Genomic DNA, 23,609 nt, shown 5'->3' with positions numbered 1-23,609 from the left:
CCGCCTTTCCCGTCGCAATCGGGCTGCGAGCTCCAGCCCTTCGGGGCTCGGTTCGGCGCTGAAATCGACTGCCACGCCGTTACGCTCCCATTCCTTCGTGTTCCATCCTGCGGGCCGCCGATCCTGCTGCGATCGCGTCAGCCTCGGCCGCGAGCTTGTTCCACGGTGTCGCAGAACGTCCGTCCTTCGTGTTGCCACCGGCCGGGACCACGGGCTTCGTGACTGCCGTGTGTGTGGTCACCGACCCCACTGCGGGGGCAGCTGGGTCGATGCCCGGCCGTGTTGCGCGAGCATCCTTCGCGCTCTGCTTCAGGAACGGATCCGGTCGTGACGAGTGACCCATGGCTGCACTGCGTGTCCGAGCGGTCCACTCCGAACGCAGCAGCTTCGGGCGGTGTTCGAGGTACGTGTCGGCTCGTCCGATGGCCGCGTACTCCACCGAATCCGATCGTTCGACGCCGGCAGCCTGCAGCTGGGCATCGAGCTCGATGTTGTCGAGCACTGTGGTCGGCGCGAACGACGCGTTCACACCCTCGAACAGTTTGCCGCGGGCCTGCGCTGCTTCGAGCAGATCGTCGAACTTGCCGCCGTATGCGAGCGCATCCAGAGTCAGTGGTCTGGCGTCGTCAGGCCAGTCCTCCCACGACTGGCGGTCCGTGCGGAACATCGTTCCCGTCGTATCGCTGAGTGCCGCAGCCATCGCCTCCACGTGCTCACGCACGATGGACACACCCATACCGGCCTTGTCGGCATACATGCTCATGAACTGCTCGGTCCACTGCTTCGACGTCGCCTGTAAGGGCTGGCCCCGTTCGTCACGGAGAACCTCCCAGCGGTGTCGCCCGTTCTCGTCCGGTGTCGCCCTCATCTTGTTGCCACGCCACAGATCCTTGGCAGCACCGCTGATGATGTCCGCGCGATATGCCGCGTCGACAGGGTCGTGTTTGGCCTGCAGAACGGATTGGGTTGCGGGATAACTTATTTCGCACGCCGCAGTGACCAGTCCCTGTGCCCTCGCAAGCTGGATCGCGCTCTGGCTGATCGAACCCGCGATCCCCGTGATCTGCGACTTGAACGCGGTCGCAGCCTGCGAGCCTCGATACTTCTCATCGAATACCTTCGGATCGGGAATACCGACATCGGCGCAACGTGCGATGGTCCCGTCGTCCGCGATGTCGAGATCGGTACCGAGATACTGGGCATACTCGCGCAGTTTCGAGACGCTGCCCTTACCGCCGCGCTCGTAGCAACCCTTCACCGATTCCAGGTGGTCACCGAGGTCACCGAATCGCAGCACAACCCGGTTCTTGGTGTCCGCCATGCCTTCTCCGTAAACCGACTCGCTGAGAGCGGCCATCACGGCACGATTGGCGTCGCAGAATTCTTCGGCGCTCATTCGACCGTCACGACGGGCCTGCTCGTTGTCGTTGGCCTCGCCGATCAAACCTTCCAGATCGGCTCTGCGCTCGACGTTCTCGTAGCAAGCAACTTCGACATCGAGCGAGGTGTGCAAGCTCAGCGGGTAGACCTCACGCTCGCCCGTGCGCCTCATCAGACCCTGATCGTCGCGCTCCCACACACCGATCGTGGTTCGGGCACCCTTGTCCAGCAGGTTGGCTTCGACCGTCAGCTTGTCGAGCGCTTCGAAGTGCGCGTACGGACTCAGATTTCCGACCAGGCCGACGGAGTCACCGTCGAAGTCGCCGTCCATCGACTTGACCGACACGGGGTTGACCGCGACACCGGTGAGCGAGTCGTCGATGCTCACCCGCAGGTACCGGACACCGCCGTCGCGTAGAACTGGATCGCGCCACACGAGCACGTAGCCATCGTCACGCGGCGTTCCGGGGGTGTACTCGACTCCTGTCTCGGCTGCATCCTCCCGGGTCATCATCGGAACTCCGAGCTCGACAGCCATCGCCGAGTTCATCGCGACCTGATCCACCTCGAGCCGCGGATCTCCGGTCCACACCGCCGTCGCCGAGTGCGAGAGCCGATTGGACATGATCGATTCCTTGAACATGTTCTTCTTGGATTCGACACGGCGAGAGATGACGTCAGCCGAGATCGAGTTGTAGGAACGCTGGGCGTCGGCCTGGCGTGCTCCCATCTCCTCGCTCTGGCGTGCAGCTCCGGTGGTGTCGCCTTTGGCGAGTGCCTCGTCACGCAGACGTTCCGCCTCGAGGTAGGCCGTCGCGCTTTCCGAAATCGACATGTACAGCTTGGTGTGGTCGTGCCGACTGACCGTGCCGTCCACCATGTCCTGCTCGCTGCGCAGCCGTGAACTCAGCACCGGCAACACCCACCGGCCGGCGTTCACCGGCGAGACTTGGGTGGCACCGCCACTGGCGAGCTTGAGTGCGAACGGTAGCTCCATCAGACCGCCACTACGGCTGATCGCTTCACCGAAGGCCTCACCCATCGCCGCGTTGTTGATGCGCGGTAGCTGATCCTCGGGCAACGACTTGCTGCGGGCGAATCTGATCGGGGCCGGGATCTCGAACACTTTGCGCTCGGCAAGCGCCTGCGGAGTCGGCTCGGACCTGAGTGATCCGTCCGGCTCGACGTCGAGACCCAACACCAACATGTACTCGCGGACATTGGCGAGGCCGGAAGTGTTGTCCCCGTAGAACTGCCGCATTACCTCGTACGCGCCCTGGCTCTGCAACGCCCATGCCAGCTGTGAGGACGCTTTGCGGCCCTTGCCCTGAGCCATCGCTTCGGCGTCGTACACGTTCGTCTTCGCGTCGACCGCCATGTGGGTGACGATCAGGTTCAGCTCGCCCATCGCTGCGGGGATCGCGGTCATCTCGCCCTGCTCATCGCGAACGAACAGATCCGCAGGCGACTGCATCAACTCGCGTGCGGTGCCGCCGTTGAAACGGCTGATCGGTGAGAACGGGCTCATGACGACGTCGAGGTCCGGATTGGCCCGGAACATCTCGACCTGCTCCGTCAGTCCGAGCTCCGCGGACGTCTGCAGGTCCATCTCGCGATCTACGATCAGGCTGATCACGCCCTTGTTGCCGTGGAAGTCGCTGAGCTTGTCGCCGATGGTCAGAGGCCTCATCTGTCCGGTGGTGTCTCGGATCAGATGCTCCCTGGCGAAGTCCTGCGACACGACAATGCCGTCCTCGAAGTTCCAACCGCCGATCTGCGCCATCGCCGTCTTCGCACCTTCGACGACCGCAGAGGCCTGCATGACGTTGGAGAAGGTCATGTTCTGTCGATCGTGGGGATCGAACCCCATCGCCCATGCGCCCTCGTGCGCCGCGATCGGTACTCGAGCCTCCGGCGTCGGACTGGGAAGCAGAGACCCGTCCGCGGTGATGGTGGCACCGGGAGTCAGATAGCGCACGACGCCCTGGTTCTCGGCCATACCGGTCATCATCGGATCGAAGATTCCGGATCCCGCGTCACGATCGAGGACACTCATGTTCCTCATGCCCGTCAGGATCAGCGGATCACGCCCGTTGTCGTTGAGCTCGTCGAACTTCGGATCGTTCTGCGCCTGACGGTGCTTGAGTGCGTTCGAGCCCTTGGCCAGCTCGGTGGGGTACCGCACGCGCCGCGCCTCGGTGGACAGAATCGCGTCGCGCCACTGCTCGGACAGCCCTTCTTCGGCTGAGCGCTCGAAGAAGTCGACCTGGTGACGGTTCGTCGCAAGTCGACGGATCGTCGAGTTCAGAGACGTTGCACGGCCGACCTCACTGCGCGGATTCGCGATGTCCTTGGCGATGGTCGCTTCGATCGTTTCACCGAGCACCTGCTCGTAGCCTTTGACTCGCGTGCGCTGTTCTAGGCTCAGGTTCTCTCCCGGCTTCTGCGAGACCACGGACGCCTCGAATCCGGGCATGAACAGGAAGTTGTCGCCGCCGGCGAACTTCGTGACGACCTCGTTGTTGGCTCCGCGATCGAAGATCTGACCGATGGTGCCTGTGACGTACCGCTTCTTGCGGTTGACCTCTTCGCCGGTTGCACCGATCGAACGGTTGTCGTCCTCTCCGACTCGTCGCTCGGCCTGCCACACCATGATCCCGTTGTCGTCAACCTGCACGCTGGTCACCTCGGCGGCACCGCGCTCGATTGCTGCCTTCACTCGCGCACCCATCGCACGCATCAGTGCCGATGGATGTTCCTCGACGTCGACCGCGGTCTCCGCGTCGAATTTGATGAGGTTGTCGGCGACCATCTTGTTGTAGTAGCCGTCGCCGCGCAGCTGCTCCGCTGGAATCCCGGCCTTGGCGCAGGCTTCGACGATGTCGTCGTTGTTGCGCCACATGTTGTGTTCGGTTGCCATGAACTGTGCGACCCGTACCGGATCGAATCGCTTTCCGTCGTCACCGATCTCGTAGCTACCGACCATCGACGTCGCGACTAGCTCTGCATGAGCACGCACCTTGTCCTGCGGATGCGGCCCTGCATCCATGGCCGAGCTGACCGCGGCGGCAGCCGCATCGTCACCGTCGGCGACAGCCTGCGCATAGTCCGCGGCCGTCGCGCCCGGGTCGAGTAGTAGTACGCCCGAGTCGGGATCGGTCAACAGTCGCCAGTAGTCCTGTGCCAGTGCGACAACATCTTCCGGCGCACCGGAGAAGTCCGGCACGTAGTCCGGATTCCCGGCGTTCGCTCTTGCCTCGGAGATCAGGCCTTCCACGTCGATGGCCGCGCTGACGCCCTCGGCGGCCGACGCAACCGCGTCACGAAGATATTCCTCGGCGGCTTCGGGGCTCTCGAACCACGTCGTGCGCTGGCTGACTACCTTCGCATCTCGTCGTATCCACAGACCCTGTCGTGTTTCGAGCATCGACTCGTTCTTCGATCCGACGTGATAGCTGTTCTGTCGCTGACGGGGTGCCGACCGGTCACGTGGCCCGACGACACCGATGGTCCCCTGCCCGTCGAGTCGCTGTACCTGCTCTCCGAGAGCGAACCGCAGCAGCGACACGGCCTCTTCAGGAGAGGCCGCGTGAATTGCTGCACCCTTCCCCTTCTTGTCGGAGTAGTAGGTCGCAATGCCGTCGTCGTACACACGACCGACCCACACGTCGTTCGCCGCCACATCAGCGATTCGCACCGATGCTTTGCTCCCCACGATCGACGCTGCGATCTGGCCGGGGTTCCGGTCTTTGACCATTCGGTAGCTCGTACCCGACTCGCCCAAGTGATCGAGAATCGCGAGCGAACGCTCCAGTGCCGCTGGGCCCATCGGACCCTTCTCTCGTGCCCCGGCCAGCACCCACGGAGCGAGGTCGCGGTACTCGGCCGCGCTCATGTACGGACGTAGCGCACTCAGGCCGGTCACGTCGGCCTCGGTAATCGCGGCCCCTACCTGGCGGGGTTCACCGCGTTCGGGGTCCGACTCCAGCGTCTGCAGCATGAATGCCCCCAGCGGTCCGAGACGATCGAGCCGATCGAAACCCGTTGCTGCATCTCCGATCTCGCTGCGTACGTCATCGTCGGAGATGGACAGGAGGTGTGTGCCATGGCCGAGAACCGTCTCGCGTCGGCTCCAGCGCGGATCGAATGGGCTCACGGGGAGCCGCACCCCACCTGCTGGAGTCTGGCCGCCGGCACCGATGAAAGTACCGAAGCTCGCCTTGATCTTGGCGTAGCTGACTTGGTCCGCGCCTCTCTCGGCGTCCGGGAACAGCGGGGTGTACTCCTCGAACATAGAACCGAGTGCTTCGTCGATCGACTCCATCAAGACGGAGGGGCCACCCTCGCCGAGCCTGTCGATGGTGGCACCCCTGCGTTCGAGTGCTACGTCCAGTCGACGGCGTGCTTCGCGACCCTGGCTCGCCCGGAGCGCAGGCACCTGCTCGCCCCGCGCCGTGCGCCACTTCGGATACTCCGAGATAGCTCTGTGGAAAGTGTATTCGTTTAAGTAGCGACCAATGCCGCGAGCCTTGACGTCCACGGAGAACCCCGTCTCATGAAGTGTGTCGAACGAGCCAGTTCGACCGGATCTATTCTTATAGTAGTACATACGACCAAGTCGGCGGATTCTCCACAACTACCGATACACCCCCGTGACATGCGGAAGGCCGGGGCGTTCTCGCCGCCCCGGCCTTTGTCGAGAAAATACTCCGAGTTAATTCTCGGAGATACTCATCTGCTTCGCCATCTCCGCCTCGAAGTGCCCGTCGGCGATCCCTCGCCACGAGGACTGCTCCGAGAGCACCTTCTTGAACTCAGGGTGAATCCGGTACGCGGACAGAGCCGCCATCGAGTCGGGGTCCGGCTCCTGCTCCATGTGAACTCGTGAGCCCTCGTCTGCAGCCGCGCGTGCAGCATCACGCATCGCTGCTGACTCGCTGCGCGCAGTGATCATCGGTGCACCGGTACTCCGGAGCACCAAGTTGTCTCCCATGAGCGCGAAGAGCTCGTCGCGATCGAAGTCGCGCCAGCATTCCGCGTACGCTGCGGCCAACTCCTTGTCGAGCGCTTCGTACACCCGGCCTCCGATCGGGTCGATCAGCATGTCTTTGCTGACCCATCCCTCCGCGTAGATTTTCTGTGCACTCGCAGTACGGTCCGCTTCGAGCCTGATCAGCTCTTGTTCGAGTTCCACGTCGTCGGTAGCAGCCCTGACTGTCGCTTCGGCCGCAGCCTCGAACATCGCCTCCTGCTCTGCGAAGCCGAACACTGCATCCTCCACTGGCGGTGCCGGTGGCTCCATTTCACCGAAGATCGCCGCCAGTTCCGCGGCTTCCGCCGAGACGTCGGTTGCGGCCTTCCTCTCGCGCGCCTTCTCGTACAACTTGCGACCGAGGATCACGTCATTGATGTCCATAACCTCGTTGCTCGATACATCGGGATCCAGACGTGTCATGTCGAAATCGCTGTACCCGTAGGCATTGCGGTACAGATCTTCTGCCGCAGGTGCCACTGCGGCCTGTGCCATGCGCTTCTCGACCATCTGGAAGAAGTTCGGCTGGTTCAGCCGCACGTCGAAGTCCCGCGCTGAACTCAGCGTCGGGATGGTCTGCAACGAATAGTCCTTGCCAGGTTGCGCAATCGTGTTGCCGAACAAGGCAAAACTCATCGGCAGGATCGTCTCGTTGCGATTCCAGATCGGCGGAGCGCCAGCCGAGAAGACAATCGAGTTTCGTGGCGGTAGAAATGCCAGATCGTTGTAGCTGATGACCGGAATCTCTTTGGCCGTCATGTTGTACGTCACCGTGCCCGCTGTCTTGAACGCGACCTTCTCTGCGTTCTTGGTGACCGACTTGGAATCTCGGTACACCTGGTGCCGGGTACCGCTCATCTTCTGCAGCGTGTCGAGCATCGAATCATCCGTGGACTTGAGGAACACCAGATTCGCCGCATTGCCCTGCACGATCTTGTCCACGGACTCGCCATACACATCACGGAGCTGTTGCAACGTCTGCAGGATCAGTGTGAACTGCTGCTCCTGGCCGAGGCCGATAGAGAGCATGGTCTCGAACCCGGCGATGCCGTGTCCCTCGGATTGCAGGTTGCCCAGCTCGTCGAGCATGTAGCGCGTCTTGTACAACGGCTTCTGGGTCGACTTCGTCATGTACGACTTGTCGAAATTGAGGTCAACCAGCTGCTTGAGCAGGATCAGGATCAGTTTCGCGTACTTCATCAAGTGTGGCGGTGTCACCAGGAAGACTGCCTTCGGCTTCTCCGAGTAGTGGACCTGAGTGCTGAGCACCGCGTGGCGACGGCCCCTGACCTTCTTGATCAGGTCGTTGTCGCCGGAGTTGATCTGATCGAGGGTGAGCTGGTCGATGTTGAGCACTTCCTGCTCGAACGTCGTCGAGCCAACGACCATCTTGGACTCGGCCGCCGGCACCATCTCCGCCAGCAGACCGTTCTTGACGATCTTCGTCTCCAGCACCGGATCCTTGATGTAGATCCGGCCCTTGAGGTCGGTCTGATAGCTCTTGGTGAACCGGAAGTAGAACGTCTTGACCAGAGTGCCCGACTCGGTGTTGAGCAAGCGCAGACGCAGGTATGCAATGTCGTTCGGGTAGATGCCCTCGAAGAACGCCCGTGCCCAACCCTCTCGACTGACGGTGTCCTCGTGCTCGTAGTCCTTTCCGAGTGGCTCCTCGAAATTCGCGTCGGTGAACGAATCCCACTTTGCCTGCATACCGATGAGGTTGTACCGGCGCACGTAATTTTGATCGAAACGGACGCCGAAGCGGCGAGGGAAGCTCATTCCCCCCAGGTCGATGTTCTGGCTCAGCGTCCCAGAGGTCAGTGTGGAGATCGTCGGGTCGACGAAAAACGACATAGCGGTGATCGCGATGCCATACACCGAAGCAAGCATCTTCTCGGCACCGCCCATTGCGCGAAGTGCTTTGTCCGAGTTGCCCACCAGAGTCCGCATCGAGTTGACCGGCAGCTTGTCCGTGGCGTTGAAGAACAGGGTCAGCATGTCGACCTCCTGCTCGCCGTTCCACATCGGCATGAGCTCTTTCGCACGCTCGTTGGCCTCGTTGAAGGCTGCCTGGGCATCGAGATCGTTCTCGAGGTCTCCGAATGCGCCGGCAGTCACCTCGGCATTGAGCCTGGTGATCGGGTCCTTGAGCTTCTTGGCCGAAAGCTGGACGAACAGCTGATAGCAGTTGTAGAGAGTGACCTTGCCCCAGCTCTCATCGAGCTTGGTCTCGAGCACCTTCAGGTCCCACCCCTCGGCAGCGGCCTGCTTGCGCATCTGCCGCTCTTCCTCGAGGTAGAAATCGATCATGCCGTACGCGGTTCGCTTGAACGCATTGTTTGCGGCGTTCGGCCACACAGGATCGTCAGCGTTGTCGACAGGAAAGAAGACTTCTGCGATGTTCTCCACGTACAGGGCGCAGGCCGTGCTGTTGCCCTCGCGGGCGGCTTCGGCGGCCATGCCCAGGGGATTGTAGATGTCGGTCTTGAGTGCGTTGATCAAGTTGAACTGAACGACTTGGAAACCCCGAACACTAGCTCGCACATAGTTCTTGACCAGCAACTCACCCTTCGGGTCGTTGATCACCATGTTGTTGGGTCGCCGTTCGCGCTGCCACATGTCCAGCATCGGCTCGATGTAGGTCTGTCCCTTACCGGCTCGGGTCATCGCCAGCACCATCGTGTTCACAGGCGCTTCGTCCACGAAATAGACTCCGGCCGGCCGCTGTGGTTCGTACTCGGGGAAGACCCAGTCCTCGTCGATGCGCTTGGCGATGGTGGCCTGACTGCCCTGCTTGTCCCGATTCACACCACCCGGGTTGTACGGGATGTTCTGTGGATTGAAGAACTTGCGCAGCGACTTGTCTGCGGGGAGGTCCGAGGCGTCGAACAGCTTGTGCGCGAACGCTTCATCAAGAATCGGCACCTGATCGAAGAGTGCGTGACCGTTCTCGTCGCGGATCACCTCACCCTTGTAGTGCAGCGTTTCTCCGTTCTCGTCGATTACGTCGGACTCGTATCGCTGCAGCAGCCGGACTTTCTTCGCCCCTCTGCTCGACAGCATCGCGTGACCGAGAAGAGACGACGGTGCGCTGAAGGAGTGTGCCCCGACATCAGGGAAGATCCCGTACTGCCTGATCACTTCTTCGGGCACAGCGATGTGCTGGTCGTCGTCGTACTGGTTGATGTCAGAGGTCTCGTACATCAGATTCTGCGCATCGAGCTTGCGGAGCAGCCACACCTTCGTGCCGCTCCAGGCAGCAAGCCCTGCCAGGAGAGTCGCCAGTAGCCGAATCAGACTCACGTGCCCGCCGCCGAGCCATGAGGCCACTGAGGCGTCGCTCTTCTCTACCTGTGGTGTCGGTGCCCCGGCACTCTCACGGGCGGCCTGGGTTGCATCTACGTGCCATTGTGGGCGCTCGATCTCGTCCAACGCTGAATTGCAGTCGTTGTCGACAGGCTGTCCGTTCGGGTCGAGAAGCAGATAGCACGTCTTCTCCACCGCGCTGTCCTGACCGCGCTGCTGTACTCGGAAGTACGGCTGAACGCCGAGCTCCTTGGCCTGCTTGAGTTCTGCCTCGAACTGCGAGCTCCCTCTGTCGGTCAGGTTGCTCACGGTGCCCGTGAGCACCCCTGCCAGACCCCACACGGACCAGGCAAGGATGGCAGCGAGGATCCCGATGACGATGGCGGCCGTCTTGGGCAGACCTTCGCCACGAACACGTCCGATCTCACCGCGTTCGAGCTGCTGTGCGCCGTGCACGTCGCGGTTCGCGATGGTGTCCTTGGTGCTCCGGTTGCGGATCCGATCCCAGGACGAGGCCTTGGGACCGAGCTTGCCACTACCCTTGGACGCCTTGTATTTCTTCGACGGCGCGGTGTCGATGTCCGAGTTACGTCCCGGCCTGCTCTTGGCGTTCATATGCCAGTTTCCGTTTCTTCTTAGTGCCGCTGGTTCAGCTCGTCGCGTGACACGAGGACCGGACGGGCTCGTCTGCGTTCCCGTCCGGTGGGCGGTCAGATCAAAAATGCCCCGGCCAAGATGCCCAGGCTGACCAGAACGATCGCCCCCAGAACGATGAGCACCAGTGCTGCGGTGTTCATGCGCGAATCGCGCTCGCGCATGGTCTCCTTGTCGGCGATGGCCTCGTCCCGCGCCCTCTCGGCCATCTCCACGCGCGCGTTGGCCATGCTCGCCACCTCCTGCAGTTCGCTGTCGCGATCGGCCAGACTCTGGTCGAGACGGCGCTGCAGGTGTTGCTCCCGCTGGTTCTGATTACTCATCTCCAGGTCGAAGTTGCTGGTTTTGAGCTCGAGGCCGCGCTGGTGAGCGGCGCTCTGCTGCACCATCTCGACCCGCATCATCTCGATCCGGGTGTCCGCCTCGGTTCGTGCGGCGGCGATCTGGGCCTGCGCCTCGGACATCAGTTGCGCGTACCGCGCGTCGGTTTCGAGCTTGCGCGCAGCCACGTCCGACTGGAGAAGGTCGTCCTTGCGGTGGTCCTCGACGTAAGACGTCACCGCGGTGAGCGCAGCCTCGAACGCCACTGCCTCATTGGCCTGCTGTTCGAGGGCTTTGCTCTCAAGCGAATGCAGGATGTCGGAGAGCTTCTCGTCCATCATCAAACGGGCTGCAGCGCTTCTACTCTCGTTGAGTTCAGCCAGATTCATCATGCCCATCGCTTCGAGATCCGCGAGCACTTGCTCGCCGGCCTTGCGGACGTCGGCCTCGATATGAGCGCCGTTGCGGTGTTCGTACTCCTGCCGAGCGCGAGCGGCGGCGTCGGAGACGAACAACTCCGCTCGTCCCTCCCACATCGCCCGCACCGCATCTTCTGCTCGCATCTTTGCCGGCGCGGCACGCTCTGCGATCTTTTCCCGATCCGATTGGATCGCCGAATGCACTTTGCCCCAACGGGAACCGGGATTGCGCTGCGGATCGAACTCCCAGCTGATCTCCTTGGCCGCAAGGTCGGCCAGGTGCATGAATTGCCGGTAAAGCAGGCGCTCGTTGTCAACGTGCAGCTTGCGCAGCTGCTCGTTGAACACTGCGGCCATCGTCTCCGCTTGCTCGCCCAACCATGGGGTGTGAGAACCCTTGGGAACCGGAACTTGTGGGACCGGCGAAACCAGTCGTTCCTTGAATGGCTGTGGATCCACCACCAGCCCAAGATCGTCGTCTCTGTATTCGCGACCGGCCGCTTCCAGTGCCTGGTCATACGTGAACTCGGCACCCGGCTCGACAGCAATCGACGCTGATCGGTCCACGCCATCGGCTATCGGAACGCCACCCTCGGTGGAACGCCGTGCGGGAGCAATCGTCTTCTGCATCTCTGCAAGCAAACCCGTGAGATCGGTACGCAGAGAATCGATCTGCCCCTCGGTCGCCTTGATTACCGCTTGCGTCAAACGGTCGGGGTCAACATTTCCGCTCGGGGGTACGTCAGCGAAGTCGGGTTCCGACCACAGGGGTTCATCGCCGACCACCGATTCCGCGAAATCTGGTGCCGTGTCAACACTGACAGCGTCGTCATCGGCGGAATCGCTGTCGAACTCGACTTCGTGGAGTTCATGCTCGAAGTCGACCAGATCGGCAGCAGCATTGTCCTCACCCATCTCGAAGTCGGTGAAGTCCTCGACGCCGACGGTCTCCGTGTTGTCGTCCTCGTCCGTGGTTGTTGCAGTCGACTCCTCAGCAACCGCACTGTGTCTGCCGCCCACACTCGGACCGTCCGAGTATGCGGCCAGTTCGGCGAATTCGCGGGCAAGGTTGTCCACCAATTCCGATGCTGTCGGATACCGCCCCTGCTGGAACGCGCCGGCCAGGTACTCCATGTTTATCTCTTCGGCCTTGTTCAGCGCTCCGGCTCCAGACGCAGTGCTTTCAGCCGATCGATAGATCGTCAGCATCGAGGCGATGAGCGTCTTGTCGAGCACTGACGAGAGGTCGAGTCGGCCCTCCGCGATCTCTACGACCTGCGCGTAGAGCTGGCCGCTGACCGCGGTTTCCTCCGAGATCGGTGGTACCACGAACACTTTGACTTCACCTGTGTCCACGTCCTCGCACGCGACGGCATACAGGTAACGCGCCTCTGTGAGAAGGGCGATCTCGTCCATGCGTGCCAGCGACTGCGCATCCGGCACGATGCCGAGTGCATCGTCGGCGAGCAGTTCCGCGGTGACGACTGCATGGATATTGTCGGCTGCAATCAGGTTGATGATCGTGCCGCGAGCTTCGTCCTTGCTCCTACGGCTGAGGCCACCGAACTCGCCGACCGTGGGAAGCACAAGCAGGACATAGGCATTGAGGTCCGGAAACGCGAAAGCTGTGTTGAGGCGCAGCAACTCAAGTGCTGCACCCGGCGTCGATTCGTTGACCACCGAGGCCAGCCGGGCGTCCGAGGAGAGGAGATCGCCAGTCCCGTCACCTCGCGAGAGCCGCAGTCGTGCCCCTCCGACCACGCGTCCGACCGTGGATTTGATGCCACGGCTTGCACTCGCGTCGGACTCCGCCCCTGTCGCTTCCTCTGGTTCGTCGATGCGGACGTCACTGAAAAAGTCGATTTCGTCATCCATTGAAAACCTCTGATCTCCGTGTGAAGGGTCGACCCGGACCCTGCTGACACCTGCGAACGGCCCTATCGAGCACCTGCTGAAATATTACACTGATATGTCGGAAGATCCGACACTAATTCTCTGTTAGGTTCGTGATCCGCGCCGGTCACCGGCCTCGCTGATCGGCCCGAACCCTGGGGCGTGCCTTGGACTTACGGAGTTCGAGGTTCTCGGCCCGCATCTCACCGTGGATCTCGAGCAACAGGATCTTGTCCTTCGGATGAGCGTTGATGTATTTCGCCACCTCGACCTTGATCTGCCCCTGCAAGGCCCGCATCGATTCGCGCGCACCTCCGGCGTCCGCGGATGCCTCCCCCACGTCGATAGCCAGATACTCGATCACCCGAGGATGGATGCCGAGCTTCACGTCATGCTTGTTCCACACGTCCCTCTGCAGTTCGTCCAGGCCGCGCTGCAGAATCTTTCGTTTGGTGGCGTCCGACAGCGGTTGGAACGGGACGATCCGGTCCAAACGTCCGAGCAGCTCCGGCGGGAAGTCGTTCGCACTGCGTATCGAGTTTTCGATGGCCTTCATGTAGTCCTGAAGACCCTCGCCCGAACCCGTGTCGTCGGAGGCGTAGTCACTGATCGTGTTGAACACTTCGCTGCCGGCATTTGTCGTCAGAACGATGTAGCAGTCCAAGAAGCTCACCTGCCGACCGGAATCGTCACTGAGCCGTCCGTCGTCGAGAACCTGCAACATCAGTCGCAGCACCATGCGGGATGCCTTCTCGATCTCATCGAGCAAAATCACCGCGTCACCCATCGACACGACCTTCTTGGTCAATTCGGACCGAAACAGGTCCATCGATGAGTCCAGCGCGAATTCGGACATGTCGAACCGGATGAGCCGGTTGAGGTCGTCTGCGAACAATAGATCCACCAGCTGCTTGGTCAATTCGGTCTTCCCGACACCAGTGCTGCCCGTCAAGAGGAATCGCCCCTTCGGCCGTTTGCGGTCGTGCAGTCCCGCCACAACCAGCTGCAACTGGTCCGACACGATCGTTGTCGCCAGGTCCTGGGCATATACCTTCTCGTCCAGGCCGGCCTTGATCGACGATCCGTCGATCGCGAACTCGAGGTTCACGCCGGTCGACTGACGAAGGACCTTCGACATCAACGCCAGGGACATCGGTGCACGGGTCTGCCTATGCCACCCGATCATGCCGTCGAGAATGCCGATCGCCTTACGTGGCTGCACCGAGGACGGAATGTATCTGTTGGTGACGTCGTGGATCTCTCCGAAGAGCCCGTCGTTGCGAGCGAACTGGGCGGACACTCCCGCTTCTTCCGCGAAACTGCGCAGGATTTCGATCGTCATGTCCCGACTGGCCGGTGTCAGATTGACGCGCTGCAGGCGTTCGTCGAGTGGTTTGTTCGGCCGTATGTGCTCGATCCACTCCTCGAACGTCGTCGCTGCGATGATCTTCAACCCTCGCGAACCCGATGCTGCGAGTACAGGTTTGAGTGCTTCTACGGCTGCGGGAGACATCTGCACGATCTGGTGAAACTCGTCGATGAAGAGAACCAGCTCCCGACTCTCGGCCATAACGTAGGCTTCCGCCTCGTCGAAGAGTCCTTTGATCTCTCCGGCCATGTGATCGGCAAGACCCACTCCACCGTTCATTCGTGCCAAATCGACTTCGAGATAGATCCGATCCGGGTCGTGGAGCATCGTGTCCTGGACCAGGACTGTCTTTCCCGCGCCGGCCGGAGCCAGCAGCAGGATGTTGGACAGCCGAGGGCGGCTGAGCGAAGCCAGCACCTGTTGACGCTCGTCCTCACGGCCGATGATTCGGCCGACCGGCGGTAGCAGAGCCGCAGTGTATTTCGCCAGCAACGGATACGCCCCCGGGTCGATCACTCTGCTCGAAGTCATAGCCTCGACCATCGTCTCTCTTTTCTTCGGAGTATATGGACCCAATTACTTATCGGTCACCCTAACACCGGCTCTGAACAGGCTAGATACTCCTTCAGAGAATCTCCGGCAATAATTGGATTCGGTTCTCACGAGCAGCGTTGACGACTCGGTTCACCTGTACTTCAGTTCATCGAACAGCCCTGCTTGCACGATCGCGTCGGCATCGGCGGCGTCATAGCCTCCGAACTCGCAATCCGCTCCATTGGAGCTGTTCTGACAACGCAAACGTGCATGGCCCCGAACCGCCTCAGTGTCGCGATCCGCCGGGTATTCAGGGTTGGTGTACTTCACCCTGCCCGATGCGATGAGACGAATACCCCTGGCCACGATGTCGATGTCGAGCTCGTGACCGACCTCGTACCGTGCGACAGTCCCACGGCCCGAACCTCTTCCGCGCGCCGCCATGTTCGACCAGTCCGACACCGTCTCGTGGATCGTGGCCGTAGGTCCGGTTGTTGTATCGAGACCACCGCATCGGTACTCGTGAACCTCCGCCCACTTATCAAGGCCGCTCTCGATTGCACAGCTCAGAAGGCTCGACAGGAACTGTGTGCGTTCGGCAGTACGTGCGGTCATGTCATCTCGTCTTTCTCGTGTTCGCCCTGTCGAAGCAGGACAGCCCCGCAGCGATCGCGCTGCGGGGCTGTCCTGCTGGTGCGGGGTTGGTACTCAGGCGCCGAGGATTCCCGGAATCAGATCGCCGAGTGCAGCCTGTGCATCGTTGACTGCCTGACGGACGGGCTCGGGGGCCGTGTCCAGTGCCGCCTGTGCCGGCTGTGGCAGCACGGAAACCGGTGCGCTCACGGCCTTCGATGCCGGTACGGTGGCGATCTCGGGAGTCGACTGTGCCGCAACGACTGTCGGCGCTACGCCGAGCCCCGGCAGCGGCTCGCCAACTCGGTTGATCTCGTTCTGCTGGTCCACGCCCTCGCGGTTCGGCTCATCCCAGGGATCGGGTGTCGAGCTGGTCGGATATGGAGTCCGTTCGGCACGCACCGACTGATCTGCAATGTCGCCATCGGGGTTGTACTGCGCGGTCGCGGGGTCACCCCCGGCAATTTGACCGAACACCGCTCGAAGGCCGTTCTGGACCGGCCCGTTCTCGTTTTCGAGGAAGTCCTTGACCACGTCGCCGGCACCCGGCAGCGTCTTGTCCATCTCGCCGTAGAAGAACTGGTCACGCTGTTCCTCGGTTGCGCCGAGCCACCGCTCTTCGCCGAGCTTGAGAACGTAGGTGTTGTCGTCCTTGATCTGGACATTGACGTGTGCCTCTTCCGGCAGAACCCAGCCGCCCGGAAGCATATTCGACTTCGTTGCATCCCAATCGAATTCGAGGGCGTTTGCCTTGGGCGTGATGACACCCTGCCCGTCGCGATAGGTCCAAGGCTGATCGATCGGGACATTCGGGTCTCCGCCGCCGAACAACGAACCCAGGCCCACACCCGCAGCTGCAGCGGGAACTCCGACGAGAAGACCACCTGCTACACCGCCCGCCAATGCTCCTACTGCGGTGCCGATTCCGGCTCCCGCGAGAGCGCCGACGCCAATGAACGAGCCGTAAAGACCTGTACCCGCTACCGGGAACAACGCGTTGAGCGGAAGACCCAATGCAGCCGCGGTGCCCGCACCTGCTGCCAGGCCGCCGAGAGCGCCGACGCCTGCCCCGACAAGCGCTCCAGGGACCACGCCGACAGCGAAGCCTGCAGCGCCGCCGACTCCTCCGCCGATGATTCCACCGACGGTCATCGACGCGGCCCGGCGATCCGCCTCTTCTGCGGAGAAGCCCTGACTGAGCCAGAACTGTGCCACTCGAGACTCGGTGTAGGCCGCCCAGCGGTTGATCGAATTCATCTCGGCCATGGTCATCCACGGAGGCTTGACCTCTTGGTACTTACCGACTCGCACCATGCCGGGTTCGGGCATGATCATGGGCGGCGGAGGCGGAAGTTGAACCGGTCCAATGAATGTGGGCTGGGGTGCCGGTGCCCAGTTCTGGATCGGAACATAGGTGGGCTTGTTGTTCGAGTACGGGTTCGGACGCCATCCGGACTCACTCGGCGGATCCGCGATCGCTCCCGGACCAACATCAGCAGTGGGCGGCGGCGTGGGGTTCGAGGTTCCTGGCATCGGGTTGCTCGCGCTCGGCGGAACCGGGTTGAACATTGGGTCTGCACCGGCGGTGCCTGCGCCGCCAGCCATGACAGCTAACGCCGTTCCGAATCCGACCAGACCAAGAGTGGTTCGACGAGGCGGTGCACTCAATCGGTGCATCCCCCGTTGGCCAGCAGCTCGCCGAGCGTGGCGGTTCGGCCGCGCCTCGGAGTTTCCGGCTTCGTTCATCTTCTGTTTCCTCCCGCTGAACGCCGAGATCAACCAACCCCGGCAATACCACTACGTTTCGGTACGCGGTTGCGCACCCAGACCCGAGGTCGAGAATAGCATAAGGACAAACTTTATATGCTTCTGGAGAGTTACGTCGGAAACCGTATCGCCGCAGCTCCGAGGGCCTTCAGGAGGCTTGGCGCAAAAGAAAGTACTTTCCATCCGAATATGTCGTGAAGAATTTTTGGCGGGCTTCTGTCTCCGGTAGGCCCGGCCACATGACCTTCAACACGACGTCGTATTCCTTGCCGACGACGACCGGGGTGATTGCGAGCTGATAGCGCGTCCCTTCGGGGTTGGCGTCGATCGCGTTCTGTGCCAATCCAGCGTCGGGGCGAGCGCCTGGCGCATACATCGCGACAGCCTCCGTGCCGGAGCGCTTGACGTAGTAGGCGTAGTCGTATGCAGCGATCACCGCTGCGCCGCCCTTCTGGCTACCGGGGTCCTCGGGCCCGGCCGGAACCGCAACGCCGACCACCTCGCCGTTTGTCGGTAGTGCCGCCGGTGTCGACGGGGACGGTTGTGTCGTAGTCGGAGCAGCTGAGGGCCTTGACGATTCGGGCAACAAGATCGTCGGTACCTCTGTCTCATCCGGCTGGCCTGACAGCATGATGGCCGCCACCAGTGCCACAACGATCACGCTGACCACCCCCGCCACCGTGAGGACTGCGGCCTTGCCCTTCTTCTTTTTGATCGGACGGTCGGCGATTCCACCCTCGTTCTGCCCCGTGGTCTCCTTGGCCCGCCCTGATACTCGAGCGCGCGAAGCGTCCCGTCGCTCGCGCTCGAGCCCTTTCTCTTCCTGCGCGGCTTCATCCTGCTCGCGTCTACGAGAAGTCTCTTCCGTCTTCGCCAGCGCCTCGCGCGCCCTGGCGACGTCCGCGCTCACTCCAGGCTCGGGGCTCTGACGATCCGTCCCGCGCAGAAGTCCGGCCGCCTGACGTAGCTGCTCCAATCGCGTGGCCGGATCGGCAGGGCGAGCATCGGCCTGCTTCGCCGCCGCCGCCGCCGCGGCTCGACGCCGCGATGCCTCGGCCCCCGACAATTCGGGAACAATGCCCAGTTCGGCCTGCACCACGCACGCAGCGCACTCGCAACGCAGGACGCCGCGCCCCATGGCTTCGACGAGCTTGGGCTCGCGCCGGTATCTCGTCAGCAAGGTCCTCCGGTGTCCCTCCAAACGGGCGGGCACCAAATGACCCTTGATCTTGTCTACGACCGTGTCAGGTCCGAGACGCGTTCTCTTGTCAAGGAATTCGTCGGTGATCTGCTTCGGCACCACGAACTTCTTCACCGGAAGGACTTTGCCGCCGGCGGCGTAGGTCTTGCCGACCTTGCCAGTCGCTGGGTCGGCGTATTTGCGTTCGTACAGAGTGCGTGCGTGAGCAACCGCCTCCTTGTAACTGCGCTTTTGACCTTCCTCGGTGAACGCGATGTACTCCGAGCGAACCTTGTTTCTCACCCCGACCCACATCACCGAGTCCATCTCGATGATCTCCTCGATCCCGGCATTCTCGTCGCCGGCGCGACGTTCCCACGCCAGCGCCCCGTAGCCGATCAAAGCCATCACGACACCGAGCACAGCAGCGTAGAGCAGCGGCAGGCCTCCGATGATCACCATGCCGAACACGGCGAGCACGGTGATCGCTCCTGCGACCATGATGTGGATACGCCAGATGTTCTCCACCACACGAGCAACCACGACACGATGTCCGGTTGGTTCACGCCGCACCTGCCACAGCATCCGCTTGTTCCACCATGAAACTTCCAGTTCGGTGTCTGGCCCCTCCGAGAACCGCTCGGTATTGATCGACCCGTCTTCCAGGATCGCAACGCCTCCAGGTGTCTCTTCCCCGGCCCGTCCCCAACGATTGGAGTTCGACGCCACAGGTTCGCCAAGACGTGCGGTCTGGTCGGTGCCGATGTCGCTCGGCAACCCGGAACTGTCACTGTTCACGACCGCAGATCCTGTTCTGAAATGTCTCGCATGATAGTCCCCACAGTTTATTCAGAACCTGCAAACAGGCCCTGTGACGCGGCAATTCGTGCCTTTTGGATAGTCTAGCGCGTTATTCAGGGACTTCCTAAGGGTGGAACTAATGAGGTCTCGACCCCCGTCATGACAGGCCTGTGACGTCACCACTGGTGTGTCGTACAACAACGCACAACACCCCAGCGGTTCGCCCCGCTGGGGTGTTGAGTGAGTCGGTACTACGGCCACACGCCGTACGCCAGTGCTACGTCTGGAAGCCGACCTCGTGAGCAGGGGCAGCGGGAGCCGGTGCAGGCTCGGGCTGCGCTGCCGGGGACTCCTGGGCCACAAGGCCGTCGAGTTTGATCTCCTGTCCCGCATGGATGAGGTTTCCATCGCCCAGTTCGGGATTGAGCCCCAGCAGCTCCTCCACGCTTTTGCCTTTGCCCTCGGCGATCCCCGACAGTGTGTCGCCATCGGCGACCGTGTACGAGGCGTCGAGGCTCTTTGCCAATGCACCGGTGGACGAGGTCTCCCCGTGTACGGACGACGTGGCGGCATTGGTCATCTCCGCCCCTCCGGTCTTGCCGGTGAGCCCGGTCTTCTCGATCTGCTCACGCAGATCTGCGAGCGTTGAATTGCTCTCGCCCAGCTTTTCGTCGAAAGTTCTACGCAGCTCATCGCTTTCGCGGCGTTGGATGCCGAAGGTATCGCCGCGCACGACATCCTTGGCGCGATCTTCGAGCCAATCGTTGCTCGAGGTCACGGCACCGCCGAAGCCTTTGCCGATATTTTCCAGTCCTGTGCCGACCGCGGTGATCGGATTGGGAAGTCCCATGTCATTCTCCTTGTGTCAGTGACCTTGTGATTGTGTGTCGGGCTTTGCGGGCGGGTGTCAGTGCGCCACCCGCATCTGTCGAGAGTCGTTCAGTCGAGCTGTTGTTCTGAATTCTTCTGCGGCTCAGCATCGTTTCCGATGAGATCCTTCAACTTGTCCAAGGGGCCGTCCTCCGTGACCATGCCGGACATGCCTCCGGAATCGCCGAGCGCGCCCAGTGCGGTGCCCACGCCGGCACCACCAAGTCCGAGCAGACCTGCGGCCTTGCCGTCGCCGAGGCCGATATATCCCAAACCGGTGGCCACACCGCCACCTGCGACCGCGTCGGCGAGTTTGCTGCTGCCGTGCTCTTCGAGCTTGTCGTGGGCCAGATTGCTCACCGCGCCAGCACCGAACGCCGTTGCGAAACTCGCTCCCAATCCGGGCCCGCCGTCCTTGAGTGTCGAGGCCAGCATTCCGGCAATACCGCCATTCAGACCGGCCTTCAATCCACCGCCTTCCTCCTGGATCGCGTCGTACCCCATCTTGGTGAACGCGCCGGATCCGGCTCCGGCGAGAACGCCCTTGGCGATCTCGGCGAATTTCGCTCCACCTTCGAGACCGTCCTCCTGAGCTTCCTTGTTCTTGAGCGCGAAGCCCGCGATGCCACCGGCACCTGCGGCCAGAAGGACCTTGCCTGCGGATTCGAGGAACCCGTCTTCCTGCTCTCGGGTTTCGGTACCGGGCGTTCCGGTGGCAGGCGCAGTGACGGGCGACGCGGCTGTGATCATCGCTCCGCCCGCCCCCGCCATACCTGCTGCCGCGGGCTGCTGCAGACCGGCAGGGCTCATCTGCCCTGCCGGTGATCCCTGCTGGTACGGGTTCGGTCCTTCGTACTGCTGCCCGTAGGGAGCGGGTGCCGGCGCGGCGGGTGTCGGAGTCTCGTCTTCGTCGTCGCCGAACATCTTTCCGAGGACCTTGCTTGCCCCGAAACTGGCCACGCCTGCCGCCACCCCCTTGCCGATCAGCGGTAGAGCGACTGCTGCTGGTGCCATCGGTGTTCCTCGCTTTCGTTCTGTGAAATCTTCGGAATCAACGACACAGGCGCGGTGGGATTGCCCTCACCGCGCCTGTGTCGTGCCCGTTGTCGGGAGATGTAGACGAATCAGAAGCTCGGAACGGCGTCTTTTTCGGCCGCCGGTGCGCTCACGGCTGCTTCGGTCTCGGGGGCCTTGGATGCATCGTCTTTGGCCTTCTTCTCGGCCTGCAGACCGGCGATGTCGTTCTGGATCCCCTCGAACTGGGCCTCACGGACGTTCTCCGGGAGTTCGATTCCGCTGATCGGTACGGCGCTCTTGTGGTTGACACGAAGGTACGACTGACCGTCGTTGGCCTTGCTCGGCAACAAGTCGGCCTGCAGCACAATAAGTTTGCCGACCTGCGCGCCCGTGTTGTGGTTGAGGATGTTTTCGACGTTCGGTCCGGCCGCCGCGAGGAAACTCGCCAACTCGTCCTGGTTGTACGCCACGCCCCTGTCGAAGGTGTTCTCGCGAGTCTTCGACTTGGTATTGCGCAGGCTGGGTTGAAACTGGGGTGGTTGGTTGTCGTTGACCTTCTTGTCGTTCGCGTCGACGAAGCGCGCGATCTCGAAATCGACGAACTGACCGCTCTTGGTCGCCGTGCCGTCGTCCTTGGGCTTGCCCTCGAACGCTGCGTTGTCGTACAGCTTCCCGACCAAAACCACGCTCTTGGTGGAACCGCCTCGCAGATATGCCATGTCTGATGTCCCCTCGATGTCGAGACTTGTCACCCGGACAGAGGTGCCGCGGGCGATCCCTCTCGGTTTAGGCTGCTCTATACTAATAGCATAGTCCGATAAACTTTATCGGTCCATGGCTCGGAGCAGCGTTGCGAGAGAATCAAATTGGCATGCGTTCGGTCATCTCGACAATCCCGCGCTACTTCCGCCATGATTCGTCTGTGCTGTCGCGACCATGTCTCCTACTCGCATAGCCGTGCTTGCAGCCTGTGCGATTCTCATCGAGCTGCCGCCTTTACCCGCCAGTCCGATCTCCACCGCGGTCATCAACGTATTCCGCAGCACCGCCTGAACAGCCGGATCCTTCAGCTTCGATCGGGTGGCCGCCACTACTGTCGGGCCATGTGCTCGCACCAGAGAAGCAGTACGGGACTGGACCGCCGCGAGCGCTTTACGACCACCGGACTTCGAGTCGGCTGTCCGATTCGGGCTCGCGAGGTCGAGCGCCGATTCCAGACTTTCCTCCCGGCGGCCGATCGTCGTATGCGAGTACACCGCGCCTGCTCCCTGACGTCGACTGCTCGACACACTTCCGCCGAGGAACGCCGATCCACGAGTCGTATCCCCAACAGCCTGAGCGTGATTCGCAAAGCGAACTCCGCTCAAGTTCACGCGAAGTCCGCTGTCCGCAGCATTGGACGCACCCAATCCGTCGAAGATCACCGAGCCGTTCACGAGCTCCGTGCCGTAGTCGGCCTCCACCAGGTACACCGCGCCCACCGTTGCACCTGTGGGATCGGTGATGTGTACCTGCTGATCTCCGGCCGCCAGGCGCAGCGCCTCCAGATCGGCGGGTCGAAAACGGACCCCGTCGGTCGGCTCCAATCTCTCGAGTGCGCCCCTCCCGATGGCAGCATCGGCCGGCTCGGCCCGCAGCCGCGGGTTCGCCCCTACGGGCCTGCCGAAATCGACCGTAACCAGCAGCGGACCCCTGTGCGGGATCTGCGAGCGATCCGCTACCTCGTAGTTGTACTTCTCCTCATCGCTGAGGCCGACGACGAGCTGTCCTGCCTCGTTGAACGGACACAGAGTGCCTTCGTCTGTCATCGTCACCAGATGCCGTCGCTCCCGGCACGCCTCGGGGTCGATGACAATTCCATCGACGCGCTCCACCTGGCCTGAATACGGGATCGTCTCTGGGCTCGTGGAGGGATGAGGGACAGCGGTACTCCAATCGATCTCCAGACGCTCGGTGTCGACCTCCGCGTCGAACAGCAGAACCTCGCCGACTTCGTACTCGTAGCCGGCGTCGTACACAGGGGCGTTCGTCGAGCCGGACATCGCTCGAGCCCACGCCAAGTCCGGTTCGACGGCACGCGTCAAAAAGCCCATTGCTGCGCGGTCCTGTGGATTGCGGCTATGGCCCGGTGCGGTCTGAAGCGCATGGATACGCCGCCCCACCCGCGACGAGTCGTCGAGCTCTCCAGGCTGTGGTCGCCACGACTGGAGCAGTTGCTGTGCTCTTCGGCCGGTCGCGGACTCAGTGGCGTAGGGGTACACCTCCACATCGACACCGCTGCCGTCGTCGTTGCCGTGCACCACGGCCACCACGGTCTGTTTCACTCGCGCCACTTGTACGCCTCCCTCACTCGACACTTGCCGGGACCGGTCGGTCCCTCAGTCCGCGTCGACAGTCGATGTCGACGGTCACTCCGCTGTGGATCGGGAACCT

General features: G+C 62.2%; 11 protein-coding genes. All 11 read right to left on the bottom strand.

Translation table 11 applies throughout. The features are described 5' to 3' along the window. Positions 1-79 precede the first annotated feature (79 nt). Positions 80-5,818 (bottom strand): hypothetical protein, encoded by a 5,739-nt coding sequence (locus AB0366_RS22295; RefSeq protein WP_366245855.1) that lies wholly within the window; start codon positions 5,816-5,818, stop codon positions 80-82. Between the two features lie 276 nt (positions 5,819-6,094). After that, positions 6,095-10,333: a type IV secretory system conjugative DNA transfer family protein gene (locus AB0366_RS22290; RefSeq protein WP_032373195.1), complete on the bottom strand. Its 4,239-nt coding sequence runs from the start codon at positions 10,331-10,333 to the stop codon at positions 6,095-6,097. 95 nt (positions 10,334-10,428) lie between these two features. Beyond that, entirely contained in the window at positions 10,429-12,792 is a 2,364-nt protein-coding gene (locus AB0366_RS22285; RefSeq protein ID WP_366245853.1) for a hypothetical protein, read from the bottom strand. 340 nt (positions 12,793-13,132) lie between these two features. After that, positions 13,133-14,905 carry an AAA family ATPase gene (locus AB0366_RS22280; RefSeq protein ID WP_230593401.1) on the bottom strand — a complete coding sequence of 591 codons (1,773 nt, stop codon included), beginning with the start codon at positions 14,903-14,905 and terminating at the stop codon, positions 13,133-13,135. A 153-nt stretch (positions 14,906-15,058) separates the two neighbouring features. Continuing rightward, positions 15,059-15,523, bottom strand: a complete 465-nt coding sequence (locus AB0366_RS22275) for a hypothetical protein (RefSeq protein ID WP_366245851.1) — start codon at positions 15,521-15,523, stop codon at positions 15,059-15,061. A gap of 93 nt (positions 15,524-15,616) precedes the next feature. Further along, a complete protein-coding gene (locus AB0366_RS22270) occupies positions 15,617-17,146 on the bottom strand; it encodes a hypothetical protein (protein ID WP_052061382.1) in 1,530 nt (509 codons plus the stop codon). A 310-nt stretch (positions 17,147-17,456) separates the two neighbouring features. Next, a complete protein-coding gene (locus AB0366_RS22265; RefSeq protein WP_366245850.1) occupies positions 17,457-19,265 on the bottom strand; it encodes a hypothetical protein in 1,809 nt (602 codons plus the stop codon). Positions 19,266-19,566: 301 nt separating this feature from the next. Further along, entirely contained in the window at positions 19,567-20,139 is a 573-nt protein-coding gene (locus AB0366_RS22260; RefSeq protein ID WP_032373200.1) for a LysM peptidoglycan-binding domain-containing protein, read from the bottom strand. Between the two features lie 89 nt (positions 20,140-20,228). Then, positions 20,229-21,173 (bottom strand): hypothetical protein, encoded by a 945-nt coding sequence (locus AB0366_RS22255; protein ID WP_366245849.1) that lies wholly within the window; start codon positions 21,171-21,173, stop codon positions 20,229-20,231. Between the two features lie 110 nt (positions 21,174-21,283). Next, on the bottom strand, positions 21,284-21,895 hold the full coding sequence (locus tag AB0366_RS22250) for a hypothetical protein (RefSeq protein WP_032373201.1): 612 nt from the start codon (positions 21,893-21,895) through the stop codon (positions 21,284-21,286). Between the two features lie 162 nt (positions 21,896-22,057). Continuing rightward, positions 22,058-23,509, bottom strand: coding sequence for a hypothetical protein (locus AB0366_RS22245; RefSeq protein WP_366245848.1), 1,452 nt, complete (start codon positions 23,507-23,509; stop codon positions 22,058-22,060). Between the last annotated feature and the right edge of the window lie 100 nt (positions 23,510-23,609).

This window comes from Rhodococcus sp. NPDC076796 (assembly GCF_040702765.1).
Lineage (GTDB): Bacteria > Actinomycetota > Actinomycetes > Mycobacteriales > Mycobacteriaceae > Rhodococcoides.
Note: the sequence above shows the minus strand (reverse complement) of the source record. Positions and strands in the feature narration are given on the sequence as shown.